Genomic DNA, 22272 nt, shown 5'->3' with positions numbered 1-22272 from the left:
TTATTATGCGTTAGCGGTTCCTCTTGCTGCCGCGATTACTGACTCAGAAATATTTGAAGGAGTTTCAGCGTAATGTGAAAATTCCATAGTGGAAGTTGCACGGCCAGAAGACAACGTTCTCAAAGTGGTTACATAACCAAACATTTCAGAAAGTGGCACTTCGCCTTTGATAACTTTTGCTCCGGCACGATCGCCCATGTTACTGATTGTTCCGCGGCGACGGTTCAGGTCACCCACAATATCACCCATATTCTCTTCTGGCGTAATCACCTCAAGTTTCATAATAGGTTCAAGGATTACAGCTCCTGCTTTTTTGGCAACTTCTTTGAAACCAATTTTTGCGGCAAGCTCAAAAGATAGTGCATCAGAATCCACAGGGTGGAAAGATCCATCTTTCAAAGTAACCTTCATACTGTCAACTTCAAAACCTGCAAGCGGGCCATTAGCCATTGCTTGTTTGAAACCTTTTTCAACTGAAGGTATAAACTCTTTTGGTACGTTACCACCTTTTACGGCGTTTACAAACACAAGTCCTTCTTTAGCATCATCTTCTCCATCTGCTGGACCTAAGGTAAACACGATATCAGCAAATTTACCACGACCACCAGATTGTTTTTTATATACTTCTCTGTGATCGGCAACTTTTGTAACCGCTTCTTTATACTCAACCTGCGGCTGACCTTGATTTACTTCAACCTTGAATTCGCGACGTAAACGGTCAACAATAATATCCAAGTGAAGCTCACCCATTCCAGAAATGATTGTTTGTCCAGAAGCTTCGTCTGTACGTACTTGGAATGTAGGGTCTTCTTCGGCAAGCTTTGACAAAGCCATACCCAATTTATCAACATCAACCTTTGTTTTAGGCTCCACCGCGATACCAATTACTGGATCGGGGAAGTTCATACTTTCTAATACAATTGGGTGTTTTTCGTCGGACATGGTATCACCAGTTTTAATATCTTTAAATCCAACTGCCGCTCCAATATCTCCAGCCTCGATAAAATCGATAGCGTTTTGTTTGTTGGAATGCATTTGGTAGATACGAGAGATACGTTCTTTTTTTCCTGAACGGTTGTTCAAGATATAAGAACCTGCATCCAAACGACCGGAATAAACACGGAAGAAAGCTAAACGACCTACGAAAGGATCTGTAGCAATTTTAAATGCTAATGCTGCAAAAGGAGCAGTAACATCTGGCTTGCGAATTTCTTCTTCTTCAGTATCTGGATTAATACCTATAATACCTTCTTTATCAGTTGGAGCTGGTAAATAACGACATACAGCATCTAAAAGAAACTGAACCCCTTTATTTTTGAAAGAAGAACCACATACCATTGGAATGATACTCATATCCATAACAGCAGCACGAAGCGCAGCGTGGATTTCATCCTCGGTAATGGAGTTTTCATCTTCCATATATTTTTCGAGCAAATTTTCATCGTAAGCGGCAACTTCTTCAATAAGTTTACCTCTTAGCATTTTTGCCTCAGCCCTTAATTCTTCAGGAATATCAATAACGTCAAAAGTAGCACCAAATGAGTCATCATGAAATATAACAGCACGGTTCTTAACCAAATCAACAATTCCTCTAAAATTTTCCTCGTCACCAATGTTCAAAACAATTGGCACTGCATTGCTACCCAACATGTCTTTTACCTGTTGGCAAACTTCCATAAAGTTAGCACCTTGACGGTCCATTTTATTTACGAACCCAATACGAGGCACCTTATAGTTGTCAGCAAGTCTCCAGTTAGTTTCAGACTGTGGCTCAACACCATCTACTGCACTAAAAAGGAACACCAAACCATCAAGCACTCTAAGCGAACGGTTTACCTCTACGGTAAAATCTACGTGACCAGGAGTGTCAATAATATTAAAGTTGTATTCTTTTGTTTCTGGAAGCACCTCGGCGTTTTCCATTGGAAACTTCCAAGTACAAGTAGTAGCAGCCGAAGTAATAGTAATACCTCGCTCCTGCTCTTGCTCCATCCAGTCCATGGTTGCAGCTCCATCATGAACCTCACCAATTTTATGGCTTACGCCTGTATAAAAAAGGATACGTTCTGTAGTTGTGGTCTTACCAGCATCAATGTGCGCAGCAATCCCGATATTTCTTGTGTATTTTAAATCTCTTTGTGCCATTTTTTAGAATCTGAAATGTGAGAATGCTTTGTTAGCTTCTGCCATTTTGTGAGTATCCATACGTTTCTTTACAGCAGCACCTTCTTCTTTGGCAGCAGCAAGAATCTCACCTGCAAGTTTTGCAGCCATGGATTTCTCGTTTCTTTTTCTTGAATAAGTAATCAACCATTTCATTGCGGTTGCAATTTTACGGTCTGGACGTATTTGCATAGGAATTTGGAAGGTTGCCCCACCAACTCTACGGCTACGCACCTCTACGTGAGGCATAACATTGGAAAGTGCATCTTTCCAAAGCTCCAACGCAGTTTTTTCTTCGTCTTGTTTCTTTTCGTCTACAATGTCAATGGCATCATAGAAAACTTTGAAAGCCACACTCTTTTTTCCGTCCCACATCATATTGTTTACGAAACGCGTAACCAACTGGTCGTTAAACCTTGGATCTGGTAAAAGGGGTCTTTTTTTGGCCTGTCTTTTTCTCATTTGTTGTTTTGTTAATGGTTAATCCTAATTGCTAGTTGTTCTGCTAACACTTAACATTAACCCGTTTTCATTTTTCTTAAAACGCAAGCATTGCGTTTCTACTTCTTTGGGCGTTTTGCACCATACTTAGATCTACGTTGTGTGCGGCCTGCAACACCTGCGGTGTCTAAAGCTCCACGAACAATGTGATACCTAACTCCTGGTAAATCCTTTACCCTTCCACCTCTAACCAATACTATCGAGTGCTCTTGGAGATTGTGACCTTCGCCTGGTATGTATGCGTTTACTTCTTTACCATTTGTAAGCCTAACCCTTGCTACTTTACGCATAGCAGAGTTTGGTTTCTTAGGTGTAGTAGTATATACACGCGTACAAACACCACGACGTTGTGGGCACGAATCCAAAGCAACCGATTTACTCTTCTTGGTTATTTTGGTCCTTCCTTTACGTACTAATTGTGAAATTGTTGGCATATAAAATATGTATTATTACTGTTTAAAAATAAAACACCCCTATTTTTAGGGGATGCAAATGTAGAATTTTTTTTTCATAAATCAAACCTTACCGAATTAATTTTCCGCCTACTTTTAATATTTTTTATTTTTAGATATGAAATGGCAAGTTGAAACGTTAGTTTTGGGAATGCTGCTTGCTCAAGAAGTAATGTTATTTATTGAACATTGAATACTGAACACTGATTTGAAACACCCACTTTACTTTTTTCTGTACCTTAATATATATAGCTGTTTTATCTTCGGAATAAAAGCACAGGAGCTTTCGCTTTCCATAAAGGCTGAAAAGGCTATTTCTAAAAGCATGGCAGATTCACTGCGAATGCAAACTACTTTCAAAGACTTCACTTCTTTGAAAAGCGAAGCAGATACGCTGTATTTGAAACTTCAGCGCATGGGTTATATTGAAAGCGAACTGCTTGAACTGAAAAAAGAAAACGATAGCAGCTACAGCGCAGATTTTTTCCTCGGAAGAAAATACAGCGAACTGAAAATTTTTTATTCTGAAGAAGATTTCACAAAAAAAGAACTTCAACAAGTGGTTTCAGAAATTGACGAATCATATTTTGTGCTGCCCTTTGAAACCATTCCCAATTCATTGAGAAAACTAACCGCACTCCGCAACCAAAAAGGAAATGCTTTTGCACGGGTAAAACTTACAGGTTTCCACAAAGATGAAAATAATGGCTTGAGTGCAACCTTGTTTATAGACAACGGAAAGATCAGAACGATAGATTCCATCGTAGTAAAAGGATATGAAAAGTTCCCGCGATCATTTCTGAAATATTACTCAGGCATCCGCAAGACAAAAATTTTCAACCAGAAAAAATTGGTTTCACAAAATGAAAGTTTAAACAGCCTTGGGTTTGTGTCCACTATAAAACCCCCAGAGGCATTATTCCGAAAAGACTCCACTGTAGTATATTTTTATCTGGAAAAACAGAACAACAATCTATTTGATGGAATATTAGGTTTTGCCACCGATGAGGAAACTCAAAAATTAACATTCAACGGATATCTAAATTTAGAGCTAAACAATAACTTAAACTACGGCGAGCAACTTTTGATTAACTATAAAGCAGATGGAAAAGAGCAAGTGAATTTTAGAACCAAGCTTACACTACCCTACCTATTTGCCACCCCATTCGGTTTGAGTGGAGAGCTGATGATATTTAAAAGAGATAGCACCTTTATTACAACCGAGCAACAAGTTCGCACTACCTATCAGCTTAACCCAAAATCCACTATTCATATTGGCTACAAAGGTTATGATTCTAGCAACCTACTGGATGAAGCAGTGGCAGGTGTTCCAATCGAGGATTTTAAATCTCAATTCTTCATTTTAGGAGGCAACTACATAAAACCCCAAAATCGAAAACTTTTTCCTGTAAAAACATCAATATACTTGGATATGGGCTTTGGATCCCGCAAAAAGGAAGATAAATCTGAGAGTCAAATTAGCATTGAAGCTACAGTAAACAATATTTTCAATTTGAATTATAGAAACTCCATATTTGTAGCAAATAGCACTAGTGTTCTTTTTAGCGAAAGCTATTTGACCAATGAGCTATTTCGTTTCGGAGGAATTAATAGCATTCGCGGTTTTAACGAGAACAGCATTGACGCCTCTCTTTTTTCCATACTGAATACAGAATATCGCTATCAATTTAATGACGGGGTTTACGTTCATAGCATTATAGACTTTGGCTATTTTGAGAACGAAACCATCTCAGTGAAACAGAACATCTACAGTTTCGGTCTTGGTCTTGGGCTGAGCACTCAAGCCGGGTTATTTCGTTTTAACGTCGCCAACGGTAATGCGCAAGATGGAGATTTCAGTTTTTCTAATACCAAAATACACATCAGCATTTCATCAAAATTTTAGCGAAGATCACCTTAACCCACGGGATTTAGCCAAATAAAACATAAAATTGGGAGCAAATACTTGTGTAATTAACTTTTTATTATGATTTTTGCCGTTGGCTAATTCAAATAATTTATAAAAATGAGAACAAAGTTTAGTGGAATTTTAACGCTATTATTAGTGTTAGTTGTGCAGCTTACCTTCGCGCAGCAAAAAACTATTACAGGTACAGTGACAGACGATACAGGTCTGCCATTGCCTGGTGCAAACGTTATTATTAAAGGTACAAGTAGTGGTACACAATCAGATTTTGATGGAAATTACACCATCTCTGCAAATGTGGGCCAGACACTTACTTTTAGTTATGTAGGTTTTGACACCAAGGAAGTAAAAGTAGGAGCCCAAAATTCAATAAACATTACATTGATGCCTGGTGCGTCTTTGGAAGAGGTTGTTGTTACAGGGTATTCTACACGAAATCAAACGGTACAGACATCTGCAGTTGTATCAATTTCCGCTTCGGAATTGTCGCAAATGGCACCGACCACCAGTATTGATAATATGCTGCAAGGTAAGGCGGCCGGAGTGCAGGTAACTGCTGCTAACGGTAAACCAGGTCAAGGAGCTTTTGTTCGTATTCGTGGAACGGGATCATTGACAGCTGGAGCTTCTTCCCCATTATATATTGTAGACGGTTCTCCTATTAGAGAGCAAGATCTTGCAAATATTCCTAATGAGGACATTGAGAATATCACAATTCTTAAGGATGCCGCAACTACTGCTCGTTATGGATCGCGTGGTGCTAACGGAGTTGTGGTTATAACCACAAAGAACGGTAATCGTAATAAAGATGCTGTAATTCGTTTTAGCTCCAGATATGGAGTTTCATCGATGATCGATCCAAACTACACTATGATGAATGCATCCCAAAAATTGCAATATGAAGCGGAGATGTATGCATTGGGTGTTACTGGTGCTGCAACCTTACCGGGTGTTACAACCCAACCTGGATCTCCAGAACGTCAACAACTTTTGGATAGAGAGGTAGATTGGAGAGATATTATTTTAAAGGATGGTATTGTCCAAAACAATAGTGTTGCTATTTCTGGTGGTGCTGAAAAAGTGGATTATTACTTTTCTGTATCTAATGACAGAAACACTGGTATTATTGATAATATTGACGGTTTTGAAAGATTGGGTACTCGTCTTAACGTAAACTTTGATGCCAAAGAATGGCTTTCTGTTGGTGTTAACGTTGGTTACTCAAGATCTATGAGCGATGAACCTCGCGATAGAAACAATACACAAAACCCTTTCCGCGGTATACTTGATTATAACGCATATGAAACAGAATTCCTTTTAGATGATGAGGGGAACACCGTAATTGATGATAACGGAAATCCTGTTTATAACCCAACACACACAGGTTTCCCAATTCGCGGTGCTTTATTATCTGAACCTAGCGAGGATATAGACAACCAAACTATAGGTAGCGTTGATGCAGTAGTAACTTTCAGCAAAAACTGGAGTTATGGCTTTAATGTGGCTGTTAACTGGGGCGCAACTAGAAGAGAGAGTTATTCAAAACCTGGTGGAATATTGGACGTAATATTAGAAGGTGCTGATAATCCTACAGGAAATAAATTTGATGACCAACAACACAGACTAGATTTGACTGTAAGTAATCGCTTGGTATATAATTTAAACAAAAACAATCACAACTTGAATGTTTTGGGTTTATATGAATATAACATGAATGAGTTTAACCGTTTATTTGTTAGAAGTAAAGGATTTCCTTCAGCTTTGTTAACTACGCAAACAAATGCATCTACCCTTGATAATGGTTTTACCAATAGAAGCAGATTAACATTAGTTTCTTACGGAGCATTTGCAGATTATGACTACCAAGAAAAATATCTTCTTTCTGCATCTGTACGTCGTGATGGTTCTTCTAACTTTGGTACTGATGTAAGATATGGAACCTTCTACAGTGGAAGTCTTGGTTGGAACATTGCAAAAGAAGATTTCTTTTCAGTTGACGCAGTAAATGACTTTAAGATTAGAGCTGCTTATGGAACTGTAGGTAACAGAACGGGTATTAGCCGTTACGCCTCTCAGGGTACAGTAGGTTTTGATTCTTATCCAGGTGGATCTAGTACAATTCCTACACGTGTTGCAAACCCTGAACTACAGTGGGAAACTACAGAAACCTACAACATTGGTCTAGAACTTAATATGTTTAATAAAAGAGTTCGTTTGGTGTCTGATTATTTTATCAGAAATACAACAGATTTGCTTTTCCCTATTCCAACAACTTATGAATCAGGAGTAGGTTCAATCGATGGTAACTTAGGAGAAATTCAGAACAAAGGTCTTGAGATTTCATTACAAGCTGATGTTTTCCGCAGTCCTGATTTCACTTGGACTTTGGGAGGAAATATTATATTCTTGGACACAGAGATTGTAGAGCTTCCAGACGGTGAGGATATAACTCCAGAAGATGCTTTCAATATTCGTTTTAAAGAAGGTCAGAAAATTAATGAACACTTCCTAGTACGTTATGCCGGTGTAGATCCTGCAACAGGACGTGGTTTATTTTACGGGGCAGATGGTAACGTTTATACAGCTGATAAATTACCAACTGATGAAAACGATAACCGTGTATTCCAAGGTAAATCTACCATTGCTGATAAAGAAGGAGGTTTCTTCTCAAATATTACTTATAAAGGTTTTGGTCTTCGTACTGACTTTGTTTTCAAAGCAGGAAACTGGATAAATAACTTTGTTCGTTCGGACCGTGAATCAGATGGTTTAGCAATTGAAGACAATCAGTCTACGAATGCTTTCAATTACTGGCAACAACCTGGAGATACTAATGTATTGCCAAGTCCAATTTATTCCACTGAAGATGCAACTGTTATGGGAAATTCAGACAGATGGCTAGAAAAGGGAGATTATATTCGTATGCGTAATGTTACTTTATCATACAGTTTCCCTAGTAAGTATTTAGACAAGACTCCTATTAGCTCTTTGAGAATTTATGCACAAGGTCAAAACCTTTTGACCTTTACTAAATTTTGGGGAGATCCAGAAGTAGGTCTTTCATCTGGAGAAACCATTTCTTTTGCAAATGCAGTTGCTCCTGGTGAAGCTACATTATATAGCTATCCAAATACCAAGTCAATCCAATTTGGTTTGGATGTAAGTTTCTAATTTTTAAAAAAAATTGATACAATGAAAAAAATAATTTATAAAATAACAGTTTTAGCATTAATTATAGGAGGCTTCACCTCTTGTGATAATGAACTGGATCAGGTACCGTTTGATGAATTTGGTACTGAAAATGCTTACGTTACAGCAGCTGATTTTGAAAATGCCATCCGTGGTGTTTATGCATCATTAACTTTTGGACCTCTTTACGGGGGTAGCGATGCAGGCGGCATGCTTGATGCGCCAGATGTATTGGCAGACAATGTTACTTTCGCCCAAAAGGGTCGTCAAACTAGAAGAACACTGCACAATTGGCGTTATGGAGCTTCAGATGAGCCGATGGGAGGCTTATACATTCGTGCATATGAATTAATATATCGTGCGAATGTACTTTTATCGAAAAGCGAAGGTTTTGAAGGAGATAATAAAGCTAACGTAGTTGCTGAAGCGAAAGCTTTACGAGCATTGGCGCATCTTGACGTTGTAACTTTCTTCGGAAAAATACCAACCCAATCTGGTGATGCTAACGGAAGTTTAGGTATAGCCTATGTTACCGAACCTGATCCACTTATTGAGCCTGCTAGAGAAACAGTTGGGGCTGTATATGATAAATTAGTACAGGATTTAACAGACGCCGCAGCAAATATCAATGATGATAACGGCCCCGGAAGAATGGGCAAAGATGCAGTGAATATTTTATTGTCAAGGGTATATTTATATATGGGTCAATGGCAAAATTCAATTAATGCAGCTAATGCTGTTGCCACTCCAATAGCTCCTCGCGATAAAGTTGTGGGTGTATGGGAAGATGCGAATCAGGCAGGCTTAACATTTTACATACCAGTTGAGCCACCAATTTTGAACAATAGCATTGGCGTTACTTGGAGCCAAGGAGGTGATAATACCTTAATTCCAGAATACGTTGTTTCCTTCGATCTTTATACTCTTTTTGCTGATGATGATATTCGTAAAGATGCGTATACATTTCAAGCATCAAATGACGATCTAGATTTCAATGCAATTAAAAAATTATACAAAAGAACAGGTGGAGCTCCAGGAAAAGTAGATATTAAAATTTTCCGTGCTGCTGAAGCTGCTATGAACAAGGCTGAGGCTCTTTATAATCTAGGTCAAGAAGGACCAGCAAGAACTGCTTTGGATGCTGTTAGGACTAAAAGATACTTAACACCTCCAAGTGGCGAAACCGGTACTGCTTTACGCGATGCAATTCGCTTAGAAAGAAGATTGGAATTCGCTTTTGAATATCAGCGTTTCTTTGACTTAAAAAGATGGGGATTGCCTGTAGAACGTGAAAGTTTTGGCGACTTGGCTGACGGTTCAGGTACAGCATCCGATCAATTATCATTACCTGCTGGTAGCTTTAAATTCCAATTACCTATACCCCAAACAGCAAAGGATCTAAACCCTAACCTTGTTCAAAATCCTGGGTATTAATAATTTTTAAAATCTATAAAAAATGAAAAAAGCTAATATAATAATGGTCATTCTTGCCATAGCGATAGTTGCCGTTTCTTGCGAAACTTACGATGATTATAACGCAGATCGTAAAACGGTTGTAGGTTTTACAACTGCTACGAAGAATATTAACGGTATTCCAGAAGGAGGTACCAAAAGTACAACCGTAGATTTATTCGTGTCTGATATATCGAGTTCAGATAGAACGTTTTCAGTCACTACAGTACCTGTAGACACTCTAGGCACAGCGCCGGATAACTATACGTTTGAAACTACTGTAACTTTTCCTGCAAATACGCGTGAAGCAAGCATTGAGGTTACAGGAGTAGACAATTCCATTACCGAAGACAGATCATTTTTCCGCCTTGCAATTCAAGGGGAAGCTGACGTTGTATCTGGAGGTAGAACTTTAATAGGTGTTAGGAATTAATTTCTAATTAGAATACAATTCAATTTATAGAGCATCCCTTTCAATTAAGGGATGCTTTTTTTATGCCAAATTTAAAATAACATAGAACGAATATTCTATTTACCTTTACCGAGATTTAAATTATAAGCAACACATCAATGCAAGACAAAACCAACACCATCTTTGGCATTTACCCTATTAAAGAAGCATTAACCTCACAGGTTGTCTTTGATAAGGTATTCGTTCAAAAAGGAATAGATAGCGATAAAATTGAAAGCCTCGTTAAAGATTTGGAAAAGGCAAACGTATCTGTTAGCATAGTTCCTTTTGAAAAACTGAATAGACTCACCAGAGGTAACCATCAGGGCATTGTCGCCCTCACATCTCCTGTTGCATTTCATTCGTTGGAATCAGTTGTTGCAAAAGCCCTAGAGAGCGATAAGCCCCCATTATTCCTAGTTTTAGACCAGATAACGGACGTTAGAAACTTTGGAGCCATATTGCGCACAGCAGAATGTACTGGCGTTGATGCCGTTATTATTCAGAAGTCTGGAGGAGCTCCAGTTTCAGGAGATACCGTAAAAACATCGGCCGGAGCTATTTTTAAAATACCAATCTGTAAAGTAGAACATATTAAAGACGCCATTTTTTACCTACAAGGCTCTGGAATTATAACTATTGCCGCAACGGAGAAAACGCAAACAGAAATATATTCTTTAGACTTAGCAAGACCAGTGGCCATTATAATGGGTTCTGAAGGAAAGGGCGTGTCCAAATCTGTACTTGGTTTGGTAGACGAGAGAGCCTCTCTACCCCTACTTGGCGAAATAAATTCCTTAAACGTCTCAGTTGCATGCGGAGCTTTTTTATATGAAATAACAAGACAGAGACGTTTATAATGTTATTCAGTCTTGGTGTCAGTACTTTTTTTTATACTGTACACTATTTTAATGATCTTCTTAGTTCCATCTGCAGTTAATTCTTTTATTGATTGTTGACCATCTGTAGCACTGGTTTCTTTTGCCAATTCAATAAAATTTCCATCTTCGTCAAACTGTTTTAAAAAAGGATCGTTCTCTGGATTGTAACTTTCCTTTTCCCATTCATATTTTTTGTTCTCAATAGGATTACCCTTAAACAAGAACGCAAATAACAACCCCACAAAAAAGCCGGACAAATGTCCTTCCCAAGATATCTCTGGATCTACAGGAAAAACATACCACAGCAATCCACCGTACAAGAAAACCACTACCAACGCCAGTGCTGTTAGTTGAAATTGTTTCGAAAAAATTCCCTTGAAAAATAAAAAAGCGACAAGCATATAAACTACCCCACTCGCGCCTATATGTAGCGACGGACGGCCAATAGCCCAAGTCGCCAAACCGGTCAATAATAAGCCATAGCACAAAACCTTCCAGCGAATATCATTATAAAAATAGAAGAGTGCGGCAGTTAATACGAAAAGCGGAACCGAGTTATTGAAAAGATGCTCCAGACTGCCATGGATGAAAGGACTAAAAATAACACCCTGTAAACCTTCCAATTTGCCGGGATATATACCGAAAGAATTGAAATTAATATTAAAACGTGTCTCAACCCAAAATACCACCCATAGCACCATCACAAAAAATAATGGATATCCAAAAACTCCCGGGCTAAATTGTAATTGGTTTGAATTCGACATAAAAGACAGGTTACAAAAAACAATCCTAAAATCAAATTTATGATAAATTGTCAGTGAAACCGATATATTAAAATTGTAATTTTGAAATGCCCATTAACGAATTGCAAAACAAACGAAGTTATTATCTGGGCATTCCATCTTCTTATTTCTGAAATATTTTATAAAGATGAAATCTATGAACGCACCTCTTGCCGAAAGAATCCGCCCAACGAGCCTAGAAAGTTATTTAAGCCAGCAACATTTAGTTGGGCCAAAAGGCTCACTTACTTCACAATTAGCCACTGGAATGATTCCCTCTATTATTTTTTGGGGACCACCGGGAACCGGCAAAACCACCCTTGCGAACATAATTGCCAATGAAAGTGGCAGACCATTTTATACGTTGAGCGCCGTTGATAGTGGTGTGGCTGCCATTCGGGAAGTGATAGAAAAGGCAAAAAAGAGCGATAGTCTATTTTCAACTAAAAATCCAATTCTATTTATTGATGAAATACACCGTTTCAGTAAATCGCAGCAGGATTCGCTTTTGGGTGCTGTTGAAAAAGGATGGATTACCCTAATTGGAGCTACTACTGAAAATCCAAGTTTTGAAGTAATTCCCGCATTATTGTCGCGCTGTCAGGTTTATGTTTTGGAATCTTTCACTCGTGAAGATATGGAGGCATTACTTAAAAGAGCTTTAAAGGAAGACGAAGTTCTCTCCCAAAAAAAAGTAACTCTCAAGGAAACTGAAGCGCTTATAAGACTTTCTGGAGGCGATGCACGCAAGCTTCTAAACATTCTGGAACTGGTGGTACTTTCAGAAAAAGATGAAAAGATTTCAATAACTAACGACCTGGTTATGCAAAAAGCACAAAAAAACACTGTGCTGTATGATAAAACCGGAGAACAGCATTACGACATTATTTCGGCATTTATAAAATCTATTCGTGGAACTGACCCAAATGCTGCTGTTTATTGGTTGGCAAGAATGATTGAAGGCGGAGAAGATATAAAATTCATTGCTAGAAGAATGGTAATCTTAGCGTCTGAAGATATTGGGAATGCAAATCCAAATGCGCTTTTATTGGCAACAAGTACTTTTCAGGCCGTTAATACCATTGGTTACCCCGAAGCGCGTATAATTTTGAGCCAGTGCGCTATTTATCTGGCAACTTCACCAAAAAGCAATGCTTCGTATAAAGCCATAGGCGAAGCACAACAACTGGTTAGACAAACTGGAGACTTATCTGTTCCCTTGTCTATCAGAAACGCTCCAACTAAACTTATGAAGCAATTAGGTTACGGAAAGGAATATGAGTACGCGCACAATTACGAAAGCAATTTTGTTCCGCACGAATTTTTACCCGACGAAATAAAAGGAACAACTTTTTACAAGCCTGGGAACAACCCAAAGGAAAATGCGCTGAAAGTTTATTTAAAGCAACTTTGGAAAGATAAATACGATTTCTAATTTACAGATTTATAAACAGTCGGTGAAGAATCGCCTTCGATTATAAGATTTCCAGAGGGATCAAAAGATGCCTCTGAAACTTTTCCAGAAGTATCTATATACTTAACCACTTTTTCAATCACTATTATTTTTCCTATTAAAAGAAGCCCATCCGCCGTACTGGTAGATTCTTCATATAAAGAATATCCATCAGCAGTTTTCCGAAGCAGAAATGTTTTTCCAGAATTAGCGTAGTTAGAAAATTTTGCATCGGGCAGTAAATTCCCAGATACTCTTGAAACCTTTGGCTTTGTAAGTTCTTCCATAACCGGATTTTGATTTGTTTCTTTAGAAACTACCACGCTGTTTGGAATATTTCTCAAAAGAACAATATTTTTTTGTTTTACGTTCATAGCTTCTAAACTATTGAAAGCTTTGCGGAGAGCGTCCTGGTATGTCTTGTCAAATTCCTTATACTTACTTTTTCCCTCTTGACTTCTGTAAATTTCAACGTTGTTGCAATCCTTTAAAACTACTTGAAGTTTTGTTCCGAAAATACTGCTCAATTTCTCTACGTCTGCATATAGACCATCGCAACGGTTGGCGTTGGGTGTATCTGCAGACCAATAGGTGTTAAAACCGCTTTTTTCCAAGTAAAATTTTGTCATGGAGTTTACTTGATACTTATCCTTTTCATTGAAAAAACTAAACTGTTCGGGAACAACAACGTAGCTGTAATCACTTAAATTTGTAGTCTGTGCACCAACGCTTGTAGTTAAAAAGAAAGCAATTGCGAGCATTAAAAATCGTGTCATTCTTCGTCAATTATTATGTTGAAACCTAGTTGTAAAGATACACTTTTTGCTTTTGCCAAATTGCTATACCTTATTAGATTATCCGCAGCGAGGTAAAAATTGATCTTACCGATATCTGCCGAAATTCCCAAACCTACATTTGAAAAGGAATAGGAATCTACGGTGTAAGTTGCCTTTGCAGATAGATATTCTGTGAGTCTTCTGTGGTAAAAGAGAGTTCCCGCCATTTGTGGGCCTTTCGGTCTAAATATAGCGTAGTATTGCAATCCGAGGTTTTGTTTGTGAAGCTTTCCACCGTCCATATTTAAACAGTCGCAGTCCCCAGACATATCAAATCTTCCAAAGCCAAAACTCAACCCAGCATTTATTTTTACAGGTCGAAATTGGGTATATGAATTTTGAATTGTATCTATTGGAATCTCACGTTCTATTTCATCTTCTAGATCATCATAATACGGAAAAGTGGGATCTCCTTCATTTAGTGGTGGAAAAATCAGGTTTATTCCATCTAAAGTATACGTTCCTTGGGCGCGATAGCTTTCCACGTCTTTGGAGTGAAAAATAGCGCCAACGTCCAATGCACTTGCAGAAAGTGACCACGCCTCATTAATATCGTAATTGAAACCTAAATCTACTCCCACTCCAATGTTTCCTCCAAAAAAGGCTCTACCTAAAATTTCACTGGTTACTTGTGAAGCGCCGTCCAAATCGCGCAATGAAACATAGCCGGAAGTTTCTACACTAACATCAGCATTTTGGACTGTGTGTTCGTAAATATTTTCAGAATTCTCATCACCCAATCGGGTTGTAAAAGTTCCGGTATTATTAACGCTTCGGTAACTGAACATACTGGAATATAGTTTCAAACGCGCACCGACTGTTAGTTTATCGTTGATTTTTTTGTTCAACCCAAAATGGTAAACAGTCATAAAATCGCCTGTGGTACTAATCTCACCTAAATCAAAAGAATAGTTCAGGTAGTCTCTATTTCCTTCCCACGCGAGTATTGCCAAGTCTCTTGGGAAATAGGCGATAAAGTCAAACTCTTGGTAAATTCCGCCCGAAAAATAGATTTCGTTCCTTGCCCTCCAACCAAAATTAATGAGTTCCAATTGTTGTGTTGCCGTGAAGAAATCTGTATTCTTCATTTCAAATATCTTTTGTGTAATGCGATCGTTGATATTATCATTTCCATCTTTAAAAATATCATAAACCGACACGCCTGAAGAGCCACCATTAAAATGGATTTGAGACAGAAACGGAATTCCGTAATGTTTTTTCTGGGTTACTTTACTGCCGGGATTCACCAACAGTGATTGCGGAATATCATCAAAGCCGTAAAGTATTTGCTTATTCTGGGAAATAGCAAAAAAGCCCACGAGGGATAGTATGTAAGTAAATATATTTCGCATTGTATTAATATTCCAAAAAGTAGGTTGTTTTGGATTTTAAATTTAAGGTGCCCTCCAAATTTTCATTGGAAGAGGGTATCGTTACCGAAACCACAACTTTGTTAGCCTGTGTGAGGCTCAATATATCATCCCCTTCTACATTTTGTATATATTCCGTAATTACGGGAGCGGCTGGCAGACCTTCAGATACAAAGGTACCCGCAACGTATGTAGTGTCATTGGTTTCACTTAAAAATTGGAAATCAACCTGGAAATTTCGAGGAATACTGTTGGTAAACTTAAAATAGAATTCTGCGCGTTTCAAGCTTTCCTGAAGAGTACTGTCGTCCAAAAACCTAATCTCCGTGGTATCGCTAACTGTAAGTATGGGGGTAGAATTTATGGAGTCAAAAAAATCAGACGCTCGAAGATTGAAGTAAATCAGATCCAATTCCACGACTGGTGTCAAGGCAATATCTTCTGTTTGATCAAAATCGGTGTCCTTAATGCATGCCGTAAAAAATAGGCATACACAAACCAAAAAAATGGATTGGTATAAGGTTTTATTCATTAGTAGGGATAGTTTATCTGTTAGTAACGTTCGTTTATGCAGGATTATTACTACAAATGATTTTTTATTTCTGCCAGATTGTTAATAATGAAATATGGGTCGGTTACAATTTCATTTCTGTAGTTAAATAACAACGTATGCATCCCTACATTTTTAGCTCCAATAATATCAGCTTCCAGACTATCGCCAATCATAATGCTTTTTCCGGCCAAAACCGAAGCCTTCTTTAAAGCTGTTTCAAACATGACAGGATGTGGCTTCTTTAATCCTACCTCTTCGGAAGTAGTTATGGTGTTAAAATATTTTTTTATACCACTGTTCTGAAGTTTCAAATATTGCACTTCCTCGAAGCCATTTGTAATAATATGAAGTTTATATTTTGCCGAAAGATATTCAAGAGTTTCAACCGCTCCCAAAAAAAGATGGTTGTTTACAGGGAGTTCCTCAATGTAACAATGCGCGAGCGAGTCAATAATATCAAGCGAAAATTTGATTTTGAAAATAGCAAAGGTCTCCGTCAACCTTCCACGACGCAATTCTTCTTTGGTAACCCGGTCTTCGCGATATTTTTTCCAATAATCAAAATTAATTGGCTCATATTCCTTTAAAAAATCTGTGAGTGGTAATTCAATTTTATGTTTTTTGAAAACTCTTTCAAACGCCAAGCCTGAATTTTTATCAAAATCCCATAGGGTGTGGTCCAAATCAAAAAAAACATCCGTTATTCCCCTATCCTTCATATTGCTGCAATTTTTCTGAAAAGATTTGGCGCCAAACTTTGTTGTTTTCTTCAGAAGAAAAATCCTTGTTTGAAAAAATCATCGTGAAAGTTCCGTTTACTCTTTCAATTGAAGCAATTGTATTATTAACTGTTTTTTCAATATCTAAAGCATACTTTTTTTGAAAAGCAAATGTTGTCATTGCTGCGGGATGCACTAATAATGGGGTTTTAATTTCATAATCCAAATCATAAAACAGAAACGGCGTACAGGTTCCGGCCCTAAAACCAACTGTGTCTCGAAATACCATGGTATAGTCGCGCTTTACTTCCAGCTCTACCAAATGCCTATAAATATCAGGCAGGTTTACCAAAAACTCAGAATTCATCGAGCTGTCTAGAGAACGGTTTGTTATTTCCTCCATACGGCGTATTTCGCTTTTTAAAATTTCGTAATCGCTCAGCGCATTAAATGAAAAGATAAGCCCCACTTCCTTATAATCCGCTAAGAATTTAATTAGCAATTTAATTTTTTGCCGATGGGTGTTCATACTTTCATTGAACGACAATGCATTGCCCAACATAAAGAAAACGGTAAGCTTAAAATTACTGCGGTTCGCTTTGTTCACGATCCACTTAAAAGTGTCCAAAGGATCGCGTTTCAACCCTACAATTACTTGAGCTCGAGTTATAATATTTCGAAATTTTCCGTGGATTAGACTATCAAAAAAACCAACGACAGAGCGAAAAATACCTTTTTGTTTATAAGCGTAAGGCTGGGAAGCTTCAATGACTGGATGGATGATAATTTTCTTCTTCGGAAAAACAATTTCAGCAAATGCCTCCAGCAGTTTTTCCTTAAAAATATACGCCCAAATATCTACAACGGGCTGCTGTAAAAACCCTTCTTTAAAAGCTAAACTTTCCGAAGCCATAAATCTTCCCATTTCATCCTTTACATGTGGAAGATATTCCTCATAGCGCGTTAACATAAAAAAGGTGGAGGCGAAAATATCAAAAGGCAGAGCGCTGCTATTCGAAACCGAAAAGAAACCATAGGTGTCACCCCACTTTTTTACGCTAACCTCAATGGCCTCAAGCCCCTGCTGTTCCAAAAGTCCGTTGCTTTGAAAAAATAATTCATTGCCCAAAGGCTTTTTACCGTATGAAATTTTTGGCCCAAGGTGCGCAATAAACTCCTCTATAACTGAAGTAAAAACTGCATCAATACCCAAAATACGCAAACAAATATGCTTAAATATATAGGATATACGTGGAGTAAGTTTTTGGGTGTAGATTAAAAGCATAGGAGATTACAGCATATTTTCATCGGCAAAGCTAAAATACGCTTTTTCGGTAATTATAAGATGGTCCAGCACTTTTATGTCCAAGCTTTCTCCCGCTGTTTTCAGCTTTTTGGTCAATTGAATATCGGCTTGGCTGGGTTTAAGCGCACCCGAAGGATGGTTGTGAGCCAAGATAATACCTACGGCCCCAAGTTGTAAAGCCTCTTTAAAAGCCAAGCGAACATCCACAACCGTACCCGTGATACCGCCTTTGCTAAGCTGTGCACTTTTAATTATTTTGTTTGAATTGTTGAGATAAAGAACCCAAAATTCCTCGTGCGGAAGTTCGCCAATAATAGGTTGAATGTATTCAAAAACAGAATTGCTTGAGGTAATTTTTTTTCGTTCCAAAGCCTCTCCTGCTCTTCTCCTTCGTCCAAGTTCCATAGCAGCAGCTATACTTATTGCCTTGGCTTCACCAATACCTTTGAACTCCATTAACTCTGGAATGGAGAGCCGTCCCAATTCGCTTAAATTATTATCTACTGAAGCCAGAATGCGCTGGCTAAGTGAAACCGCACTTTCATTTCGACTGCCGGAGCTAATAAGTATTGCAATCAATTCGGCATCGCTCAGGGCAATGCGCCCTTTTAGCAAGAGTTTCTCACGTGGGCGATCGTCTTCGTTCCAGTTTTTTATGGAAAAGGAATTATTTTCTTCCAAAGTTTTTCTGTTTCCTTAAAGATAATAATGAATAGCTAAATGTGAATTGTTTTTTGAAAACAATCTTTCGGTATGATACAATTTTGCCAATTATTGAATAAATTTATTCTTTTAATTTCAAAAATCTAAATATGAAATCACTTTTTGATGACGAAGCATACACAGAAATAAAGAAAAGACTTAAAACGCTGAATTCAGAAAGTGAACGAAAGTGGGGAAAAATGGATATTGGCCAAGCTCTTCATCATTGTCAGCAACCGTTGAATGTTTCTTTGGGCAAAGGAGATGTAAAAAAGCAATTCATTCCACTAGCATTTCTTTTTAAAAAATCGCTATATAATGACAAACCGTGGCGACAGAATTTACCTACTGCCAAATCTTTTAAAATTTCGGAAAGCAAGGATTTTGCAACCGAACAAGAAGCACTTGAAAAGTTAGTGGATGAATTCCACACAAAGAAAAACCAGACACAATGGGACCCACATCCTATTTTTGGAAAATTTACGCCGCAACAATGGGGGCAAATGCAATACAAACATCTGGACCATCATTTGAAACAATTTAGGGCATAAAATTAAATCTCTGTTTGAAGACTAAAAGGTAAAAAAAGCATGCATTCACGAATGGGATTATCTACGGTGATCCCTCAAAGCTCTCCCGATAGCTATCGGGATTGAAAATAGAAAAGGCAAATCTAAAATTGAGCTCGCTCAAAATTTTAGATTTGCCTTTTCCATTTATTCGTGACCGCGAAGGGATTCAAACCCCCAACCCTCAGAGCCGAAATCTGATGCGCTATTCAGTTGCGCCACGCGGCCGGTTCAATGTTCAATGTTCAATGTTCAATGTTCAATGTTCAATGTTCAATGTTCAATGTTCAATGTTCAATGTTCAAAAATAAAAATTATGGATTCAACTCAGTGAACAATTAACTATTAACCAATAACTTTTAACTAAGCCTTGATTTAACTGCCGTTGATATTGTTTTGCCATCAGCTTTTCCAGTAAGTCTTGCACTTGCCAAGCCCATTACTTTACCCATATCTGCCATAGATGAAGCACCGGTCTCCGCAATTATTTGATCTACAATCTTACTCACTTCTTCCTCGCTTAACTGCGCCGGTAAAAACTGCTCTATTACCTTTGCCTGTGCCAATTCTGGCTCCGCAAGATCTTCACGGCCTTGTTCTTTGTAAATTGCCGCACTATCCTTACGCTGCTTAACCTGTTTCTGAAGTAATTTTAATTCTTCCTCCTCAGTTAAATCAGCCTTTGAACCAGTTTCGGTCTGTGCCAAAAGCAGGGCAGATTTAACAGAACGCAAGGCTTCCAAAGATTGTGCATCCTTCGCTTTCATTGCGGTTTTCATCGCATCCATAACTTTATCCTGTAAGCTCATTGTCTGTTTTTAATAGATTGCGAAGATACTTAATTAAGCCGAAATGGGAAACTGTAAAAAGTAGATTTATGAATGAAATAAGGATTCACAAAAAAGACCCAAACTCGATTAAGAAATTTGGGCCCCTGCTTTAAGTGAAATAAAATCACCTAGTCCACATTGTCGTGCAGAAATGAATTGTTTTTGCGCAACTCAATGTCATCGTCCTCTGTATTTACTGAGGTTCGAGAAATGTTCGATTGTTCTTTAGTTTCATTCAGATCAATCCCCATACGTTTGTAAGCAGGTTGTTTTTCAATCTCGTCAATTCGGGAAGGACTATTTTTAAACTTATAATTGAACTCCTTCATTTTACGCTTACGCTCCTCGGTACGATCGCTCAAAATTTTTGCTATTGGAGAATTCATCGGATCGTCCAATTCTCGCGAATCTTTTTGTTTCACATTAGGCTCAGAAACAGTTCTTTTTTCGAAAACAATCTCTTCGTCTTCAACTTCTTCAGCAGTCAATTTTGAAGGTTTGGCACTGTTCAATCTATTTTCGACTTCTTGATAATCGTCAAGGCTGTAACGCTTTATCCCCTCGCCGGAAACTTCTGTTATGGGAACAATTTCAACGTGATCCTGTACTTCTATCTGCCCTAAATCGAAGATAACATTTTCATCTTTTTTTTCCTTTTCAGCACTCTTTTTGGAAGCTGAATTTATAGGAAGGTCAAACATCAATATTTGCTCATCAGTATCTTCAAAAGCAATTTTCGGAGTGTTTACTTTGTCCGCTTCTTGCTTTTTTGGTGCTTCAATAATTACAAACTCATTAACGTTTATTTTATTTACTTCTACTTGATTGAATTCCTCTATATTTTTAACTTCAACCTCTTCATAGGAAACACCTATGTTTTTAAGCAATTCCGAAGTTTTGATGTAACCATCAAAAGGCAACTTTTCTTCAACTTCCGCTTCGTCAAATAGTGTGTGCGTTATAGCTGAAGTATCAGACTTAAGCTGGGAAGGCAAAGGATTTTCAGGCAATCTTACAGCTGTAGCAGTTGTTTTGGGCGTTAAATCATGTTCAGCTTTTTGCTCGTCTTCCAGGGTGTGGATTATTTTTTTTGTTTCTGTATTTACTATTTCGTTCTGTTGCTCAAAGTTAAAACCCGTTGCTATTACGGTAATTGAGATTGATCCCTCTAAGCTTTCCTCTTCGCCCACACCCATAATGATATTTGCGCTGTGGCCAGCTTCATTTTGAATATGGTCACTGATTTCACCAATTTCATCAATAGTAATTTCATCTGTTCCGGAAACGATAAGCAGCAGCACGTTTTTGGCACCTTTAATTTTATTATCGTTAAGCAATGGAGAATCCAAAGCTCTGCCAATGGCTTCTTTAGCCCTGTTAGCTCCAGAAGCTGTGGCGCTTCCCATAATGGCGGTTCCGCTGTTTGCGAGTACAGTTTTGGCGTCGCGAAGGTCAATGTTTTGTGTGTAGTGATGTGTAATTACTTCGGCTATACCACGAGCAGCGGTGGCCAAAACTTCATCAGCTTTTGAAAATCCTGCTTTAAAACCAAGGTTTCCATAAACTTCACGTAATTTATTGTTATTGATAACTACCAAAGAATCTACATTCTGACGCAGTTTTTCTACTCCAATATGCGCTTGCTCATTTCTGGTTTTTCCTTCAAACTGAAACGGAATAGTTACGATCCCAACCGTAAGAATGTCCATGTCTTTCGCCATTTTTGCAATAATAGGCGCGGCACCAGTACCAGTTCCGCCACCCATTCCGGCAGTAATGAAAATCATTTTTGTATTTGTGGTAAGCATACTGCGAATCTCTTCCATGCTTTCCACGGCAGACTGTTCGCCAACCTTAGGGTTTGCGCCAGCACCCAAACCTTCAGTTAAGGATACTCCCAATTGGATTTTGTTTGGCACAGGGCTATTTTCCAATGCTTGCGAATCTGTATTACAGATTACAAAGTCTACTCCCTTTATGCCCTGGCTGAACATATGGTTAATGGCATTACTCCCTCCGCCGCCAACTCCGATAACCTTTATCACATTTGATTGGTTTTTCGGCAGATCGAATGAAATGTTTTCAAATTCTGTTTTGCTGCTCATAATTTTATTTTTTATTGCAATTTTTTATTTT

Annotated in this window: 19 protein-coding genes and 1 tRNA gene; 7 read left to right on the top strand and 13 right to left on the bottom strand. The window is 38.1% G+C overall.

From position 1 onward, the window contains the following. Nucleotides 1–3 precede the first annotated feature (3 nt). From fusA to rpsL, 3 genes are all read right to left on the bottom strand, one after another. Nucleotides 4–2145, bottom strand: coding sequence for an elongation factor G (gene fusA / locus ESV24_RS02105; protein ID WP_111813937.1), 2142 nt, complete (start codon nucleotides 2143–2145; stop codon nucleotides 4–6). 3 nt (nucleotides 2146–2148) lie between these two features. Next, nucleotides 2149–2625: a 30S ribosomal protein S7 gene (gene rpsG / locus ESV24_RS02100; RefSeq protein WP_111813935.1), complete on the bottom strand. Its 477-nt coding sequence runs from the start codon at nucleotides 2623–2625 to the stop codon at nucleotides 2149–2151. A gap of 98 nt (nucleotides 2626–2723) precedes the next feature. Continuing rightward, nucleotides 2724–3098, bottom strand: coding sequence for a 30S ribosomal protein S12 (gene rpsL / locus ESV24_RS02095; protein WP_014782632.1), 375 nt, complete (start codon nucleotides 3096–3098; stop codon nucleotides 2724–2726). Between the two features lie 226 nt (nucleotides 3099–3324). Between rpsL and ESV24_RS02090 the strand changes: the two genes are divergently transcribed. The 5 genes from ESV24_RS02090 (at nucleotide 3325) to rlmB (ending at nucleotide 10995) form a co-directional block, all read left to right on the top strand. Next, nucleotides 3325–5022 carry a BamA/TamA family outer membrane protein gene (locus ESV24_RS02090; protein WP_111813933.1) on the top strand — a complete coding sequence of 566 codons (1698 nt, stop codon included), beginning with the start codon at nucleotides 3325–3327 and terminating at the stop codon, nucleotides 5020–5022. A 168-nt stretch (nucleotides 5023–5190) separates the two neighbouring features. Further along, nucleotides 5191–8214 carry a SusC/RagA family TonB-linked outer membrane protein gene (locus ESV24_RS02085; RefSeq protein ID WP_235003966.1) on the top strand — a complete coding sequence of 1008 codons (3024 nt, stop codon included), beginning with the start codon at nucleotides 5191–5193 and terminating at the stop codon, nucleotides 8212–8214. A 21-nt stretch (nucleotides 8215–8235) separates the two neighbouring features. Beyond that, the gene (locus tag ESV24_RS02080) at nucleotides 8236–9666 is read left to right on the top strand and encodes a RagB/SusD family nutrient uptake outer membrane protein (RefSeq protein ID WP_111813930.1); all 1431 of its coding nucleotides are present in this window, start codon (nucleotides 8236–8238) and stop codon (nucleotides 9664–9666) included. A 22-nt stretch (nucleotides 9667–9688) separates the two neighbouring features. Next, a complete protein-coding gene (locus ESV24_RS02075) occupies nucleotides 9689–10117 on the top strand; it encodes a hypothetical protein (protein WP_111813928.1) in 429 nt (142 codons plus the stop codon). Nucleotides 10118–10254: 137 nt separating this feature from the next. After that, on the top strand, nucleotides 10255–10995 hold the full coding sequence (gene rlmB, locus ESV24_RS02070) for a 23S rRNA (guanosine(2251)-2'-O)-methyltransferase RlmB (protein ID WP_111813926.1): 741 nt from the start codon (nucleotides 10255–10257) through the stop codon (nucleotides 10993–10995). A gap of 2 nt (nucleotides 10996–10997) precedes the next feature. On the opposite strand, the gene ESV24_RS02065 is transcribed toward rlmB, so the two are convergent. Then, nucleotides 10998–11780 carry a rhomboid family intramembrane serine protease gene (locus ESV24_RS02065; protein WP_111813925.1) on the bottom strand — a complete coding sequence of 261 codons (783 nt, stop codon included), beginning with the start codon at nucleotides 11778–11780 and terminating at the stop codon, nucleotides 10998–11000. Nucleotides 11781–11955: 175 nt separating this feature from the next. On the opposite strand from ESV24_RS02065, the gene ESV24_RS02060 reads away from it, so the two are divergent. After that, nucleotides 11956–13233 carry a replication-associated recombination protein A gene (locus ESV24_RS02060; RefSeq protein WP_111813924.1) on the top strand — a complete coding sequence of 426 codons (1278 nt, stop codon included), beginning with the start codon at nucleotides 11956–11958 and terminating at the stop codon, nucleotides 13231–13233. Here ESV24_RS02060 and ESV24_RS02055 read toward each other — a convergent pair. The 6 genes from ESV24_RS02055 to radC are packed head-to-tail and all read right to left on the bottom strand — an operon-like array spanning nucleotide 13230 to nucleotide 18716. After that, nucleotides 13230–14027, bottom strand: coding sequence for a hypothetical protein (locus ESV24_RS02055; RefSeq protein WP_111813922.1), 798 nt, complete (start codon nucleotides 14025–14027; stop codon nucleotides 13230–13232). The genes ESV24_RS02060 and ESV24_RS02055 overlap by 4 nt on opposite strands. After that, nucleotides 14024–15439 (bottom strand): DUF5723 family protein, encoded by a 1416-nt coding sequence (locus ESV24_RS02050; RefSeq protein ID WP_111813920.1) that lies wholly within the window; start codon nucleotides 15437–15439, stop codon nucleotides 14024–14026. The genes ESV24_RS02055 and ESV24_RS02050 overlap by 4 nt, the downstream gene beginning before the upstream one ends. A 4-nt stretch (nucleotides 15440–15443) precedes the next feature. After that, the gene (locus ESV24_RS02045) at nucleotides 15444–15989 is read right to left on the bottom strand and encodes a hypothetical protein (protein ID WP_111813918.1); all 546 of its coding nucleotides are present in this window, start codon (nucleotides 15987–15989) and stop codon (nucleotides 15444–15446) included. 50 nt (nucleotides 15990–16039) lie between these two features. Next, a complete protein-coding gene (locus tag ESV24_RS02040; protein WP_111813917.1) occupies nucleotides 16040–16729 on the bottom strand; it encodes a YjjG family noncanonical pyrimidine nucleotidase in 690 nt (229 codons plus the stop codon). Further along, a complete protein-coding gene (locus ESV24_RS02035) occupies nucleotides 16719–18014 on the bottom strand; it encodes a DUF7033 domain-containing protein (protein ID WP_111813915.1) in 1296 nt (431 codons plus the stop codon). The genes ESV24_RS02040 and ESV24_RS02035 overlap by 11 nt, the downstream gene beginning before the upstream one ends. Before the next feature lie 6 nt (nucleotides 18015–18020). Beyond that, nucleotides 18021–18716 carry a RadC family protein gene (gene radC / locus ESV24_RS02030; protein ID WP_111813913.1) on the bottom strand — a complete coding sequence of 232 codons (696 nt, stop codon included), beginning with the start codon at nucleotides 18714–18716 and terminating at the stop codon, nucleotides 18021–18023. A 131-nt stretch (nucleotides 18717–18847) separates the two neighbouring features. On the opposite strand from radC, the gene ESV24_RS02025 reads away from it, so the two are divergent. Further along, nucleotides 18848–19288 (top strand): DUF1569 domain-containing protein, encoded by a 441-nt coding sequence (locus ESV24_RS02025; RefSeq protein ID WP_111813911.1) that lies wholly within the window; start codon nucleotides 18848–18850, stop codon nucleotides 19286–19288. Between the two features lie 172 nt (nucleotides 19289–19460). Here ESV24_RS02025 and ESV24_RS02020 read toward each other — a convergent pair. The 3 genes from ESV24_RS02020 to ftsZ all read right to left on the bottom strand — a co-directional run bounded on the left by ESV24_RS02020 (nucleotide 19461) and on the right by ftsZ (nucleotide 22241). Then, nucleotides 19461–19534 (bottom strand) — tRNA-Arg (locus ESV24_RS02020). Between the two features lie 131 nt (nucleotides 19535–19665). After that, on the bottom strand, nucleotides 19666–20115 hold the full coding sequence (locus ESV24_RS02015) for a GatB/YqeY domain-containing protein (RefSeq protein ID WP_111813909.1): 450 nt from the start codon (nucleotides 20113–20115) through the stop codon (nucleotides 19666–19668). Nucleotides 20116–20264: 149 nt separating this feature from the next. Continuing rightward, the gene (ftsZ, locus tag ESV24_RS02010; RefSeq protein ID WP_111813907.1) at nucleotides 20265–22241 is read right to left on the bottom strand and encodes a cell division protein FtsZ; all 1977 of its coding nucleotides are present in this window, start codon (nucleotides 22239–22241) and stop codon (nucleotides 20265–20267) included. Between the last annotated feature and the right edge of the window lie 31 nt (nucleotides 22242–22272).

The organism is Aequorivita lipolytica (assembly GCF_007997135.1).
Taxonomy (GTDB): domain Bacteria; phylum Bacteroidota; class Bacteroidia; order Flavobacteriales; family Flavobacteriaceae; genus Aequorivita; species Aequorivita lipolytica.
Note: the sequence above shows the minus strand (reverse complement) of the source record. Positions and strands in the feature narration are given on the sequence as shown.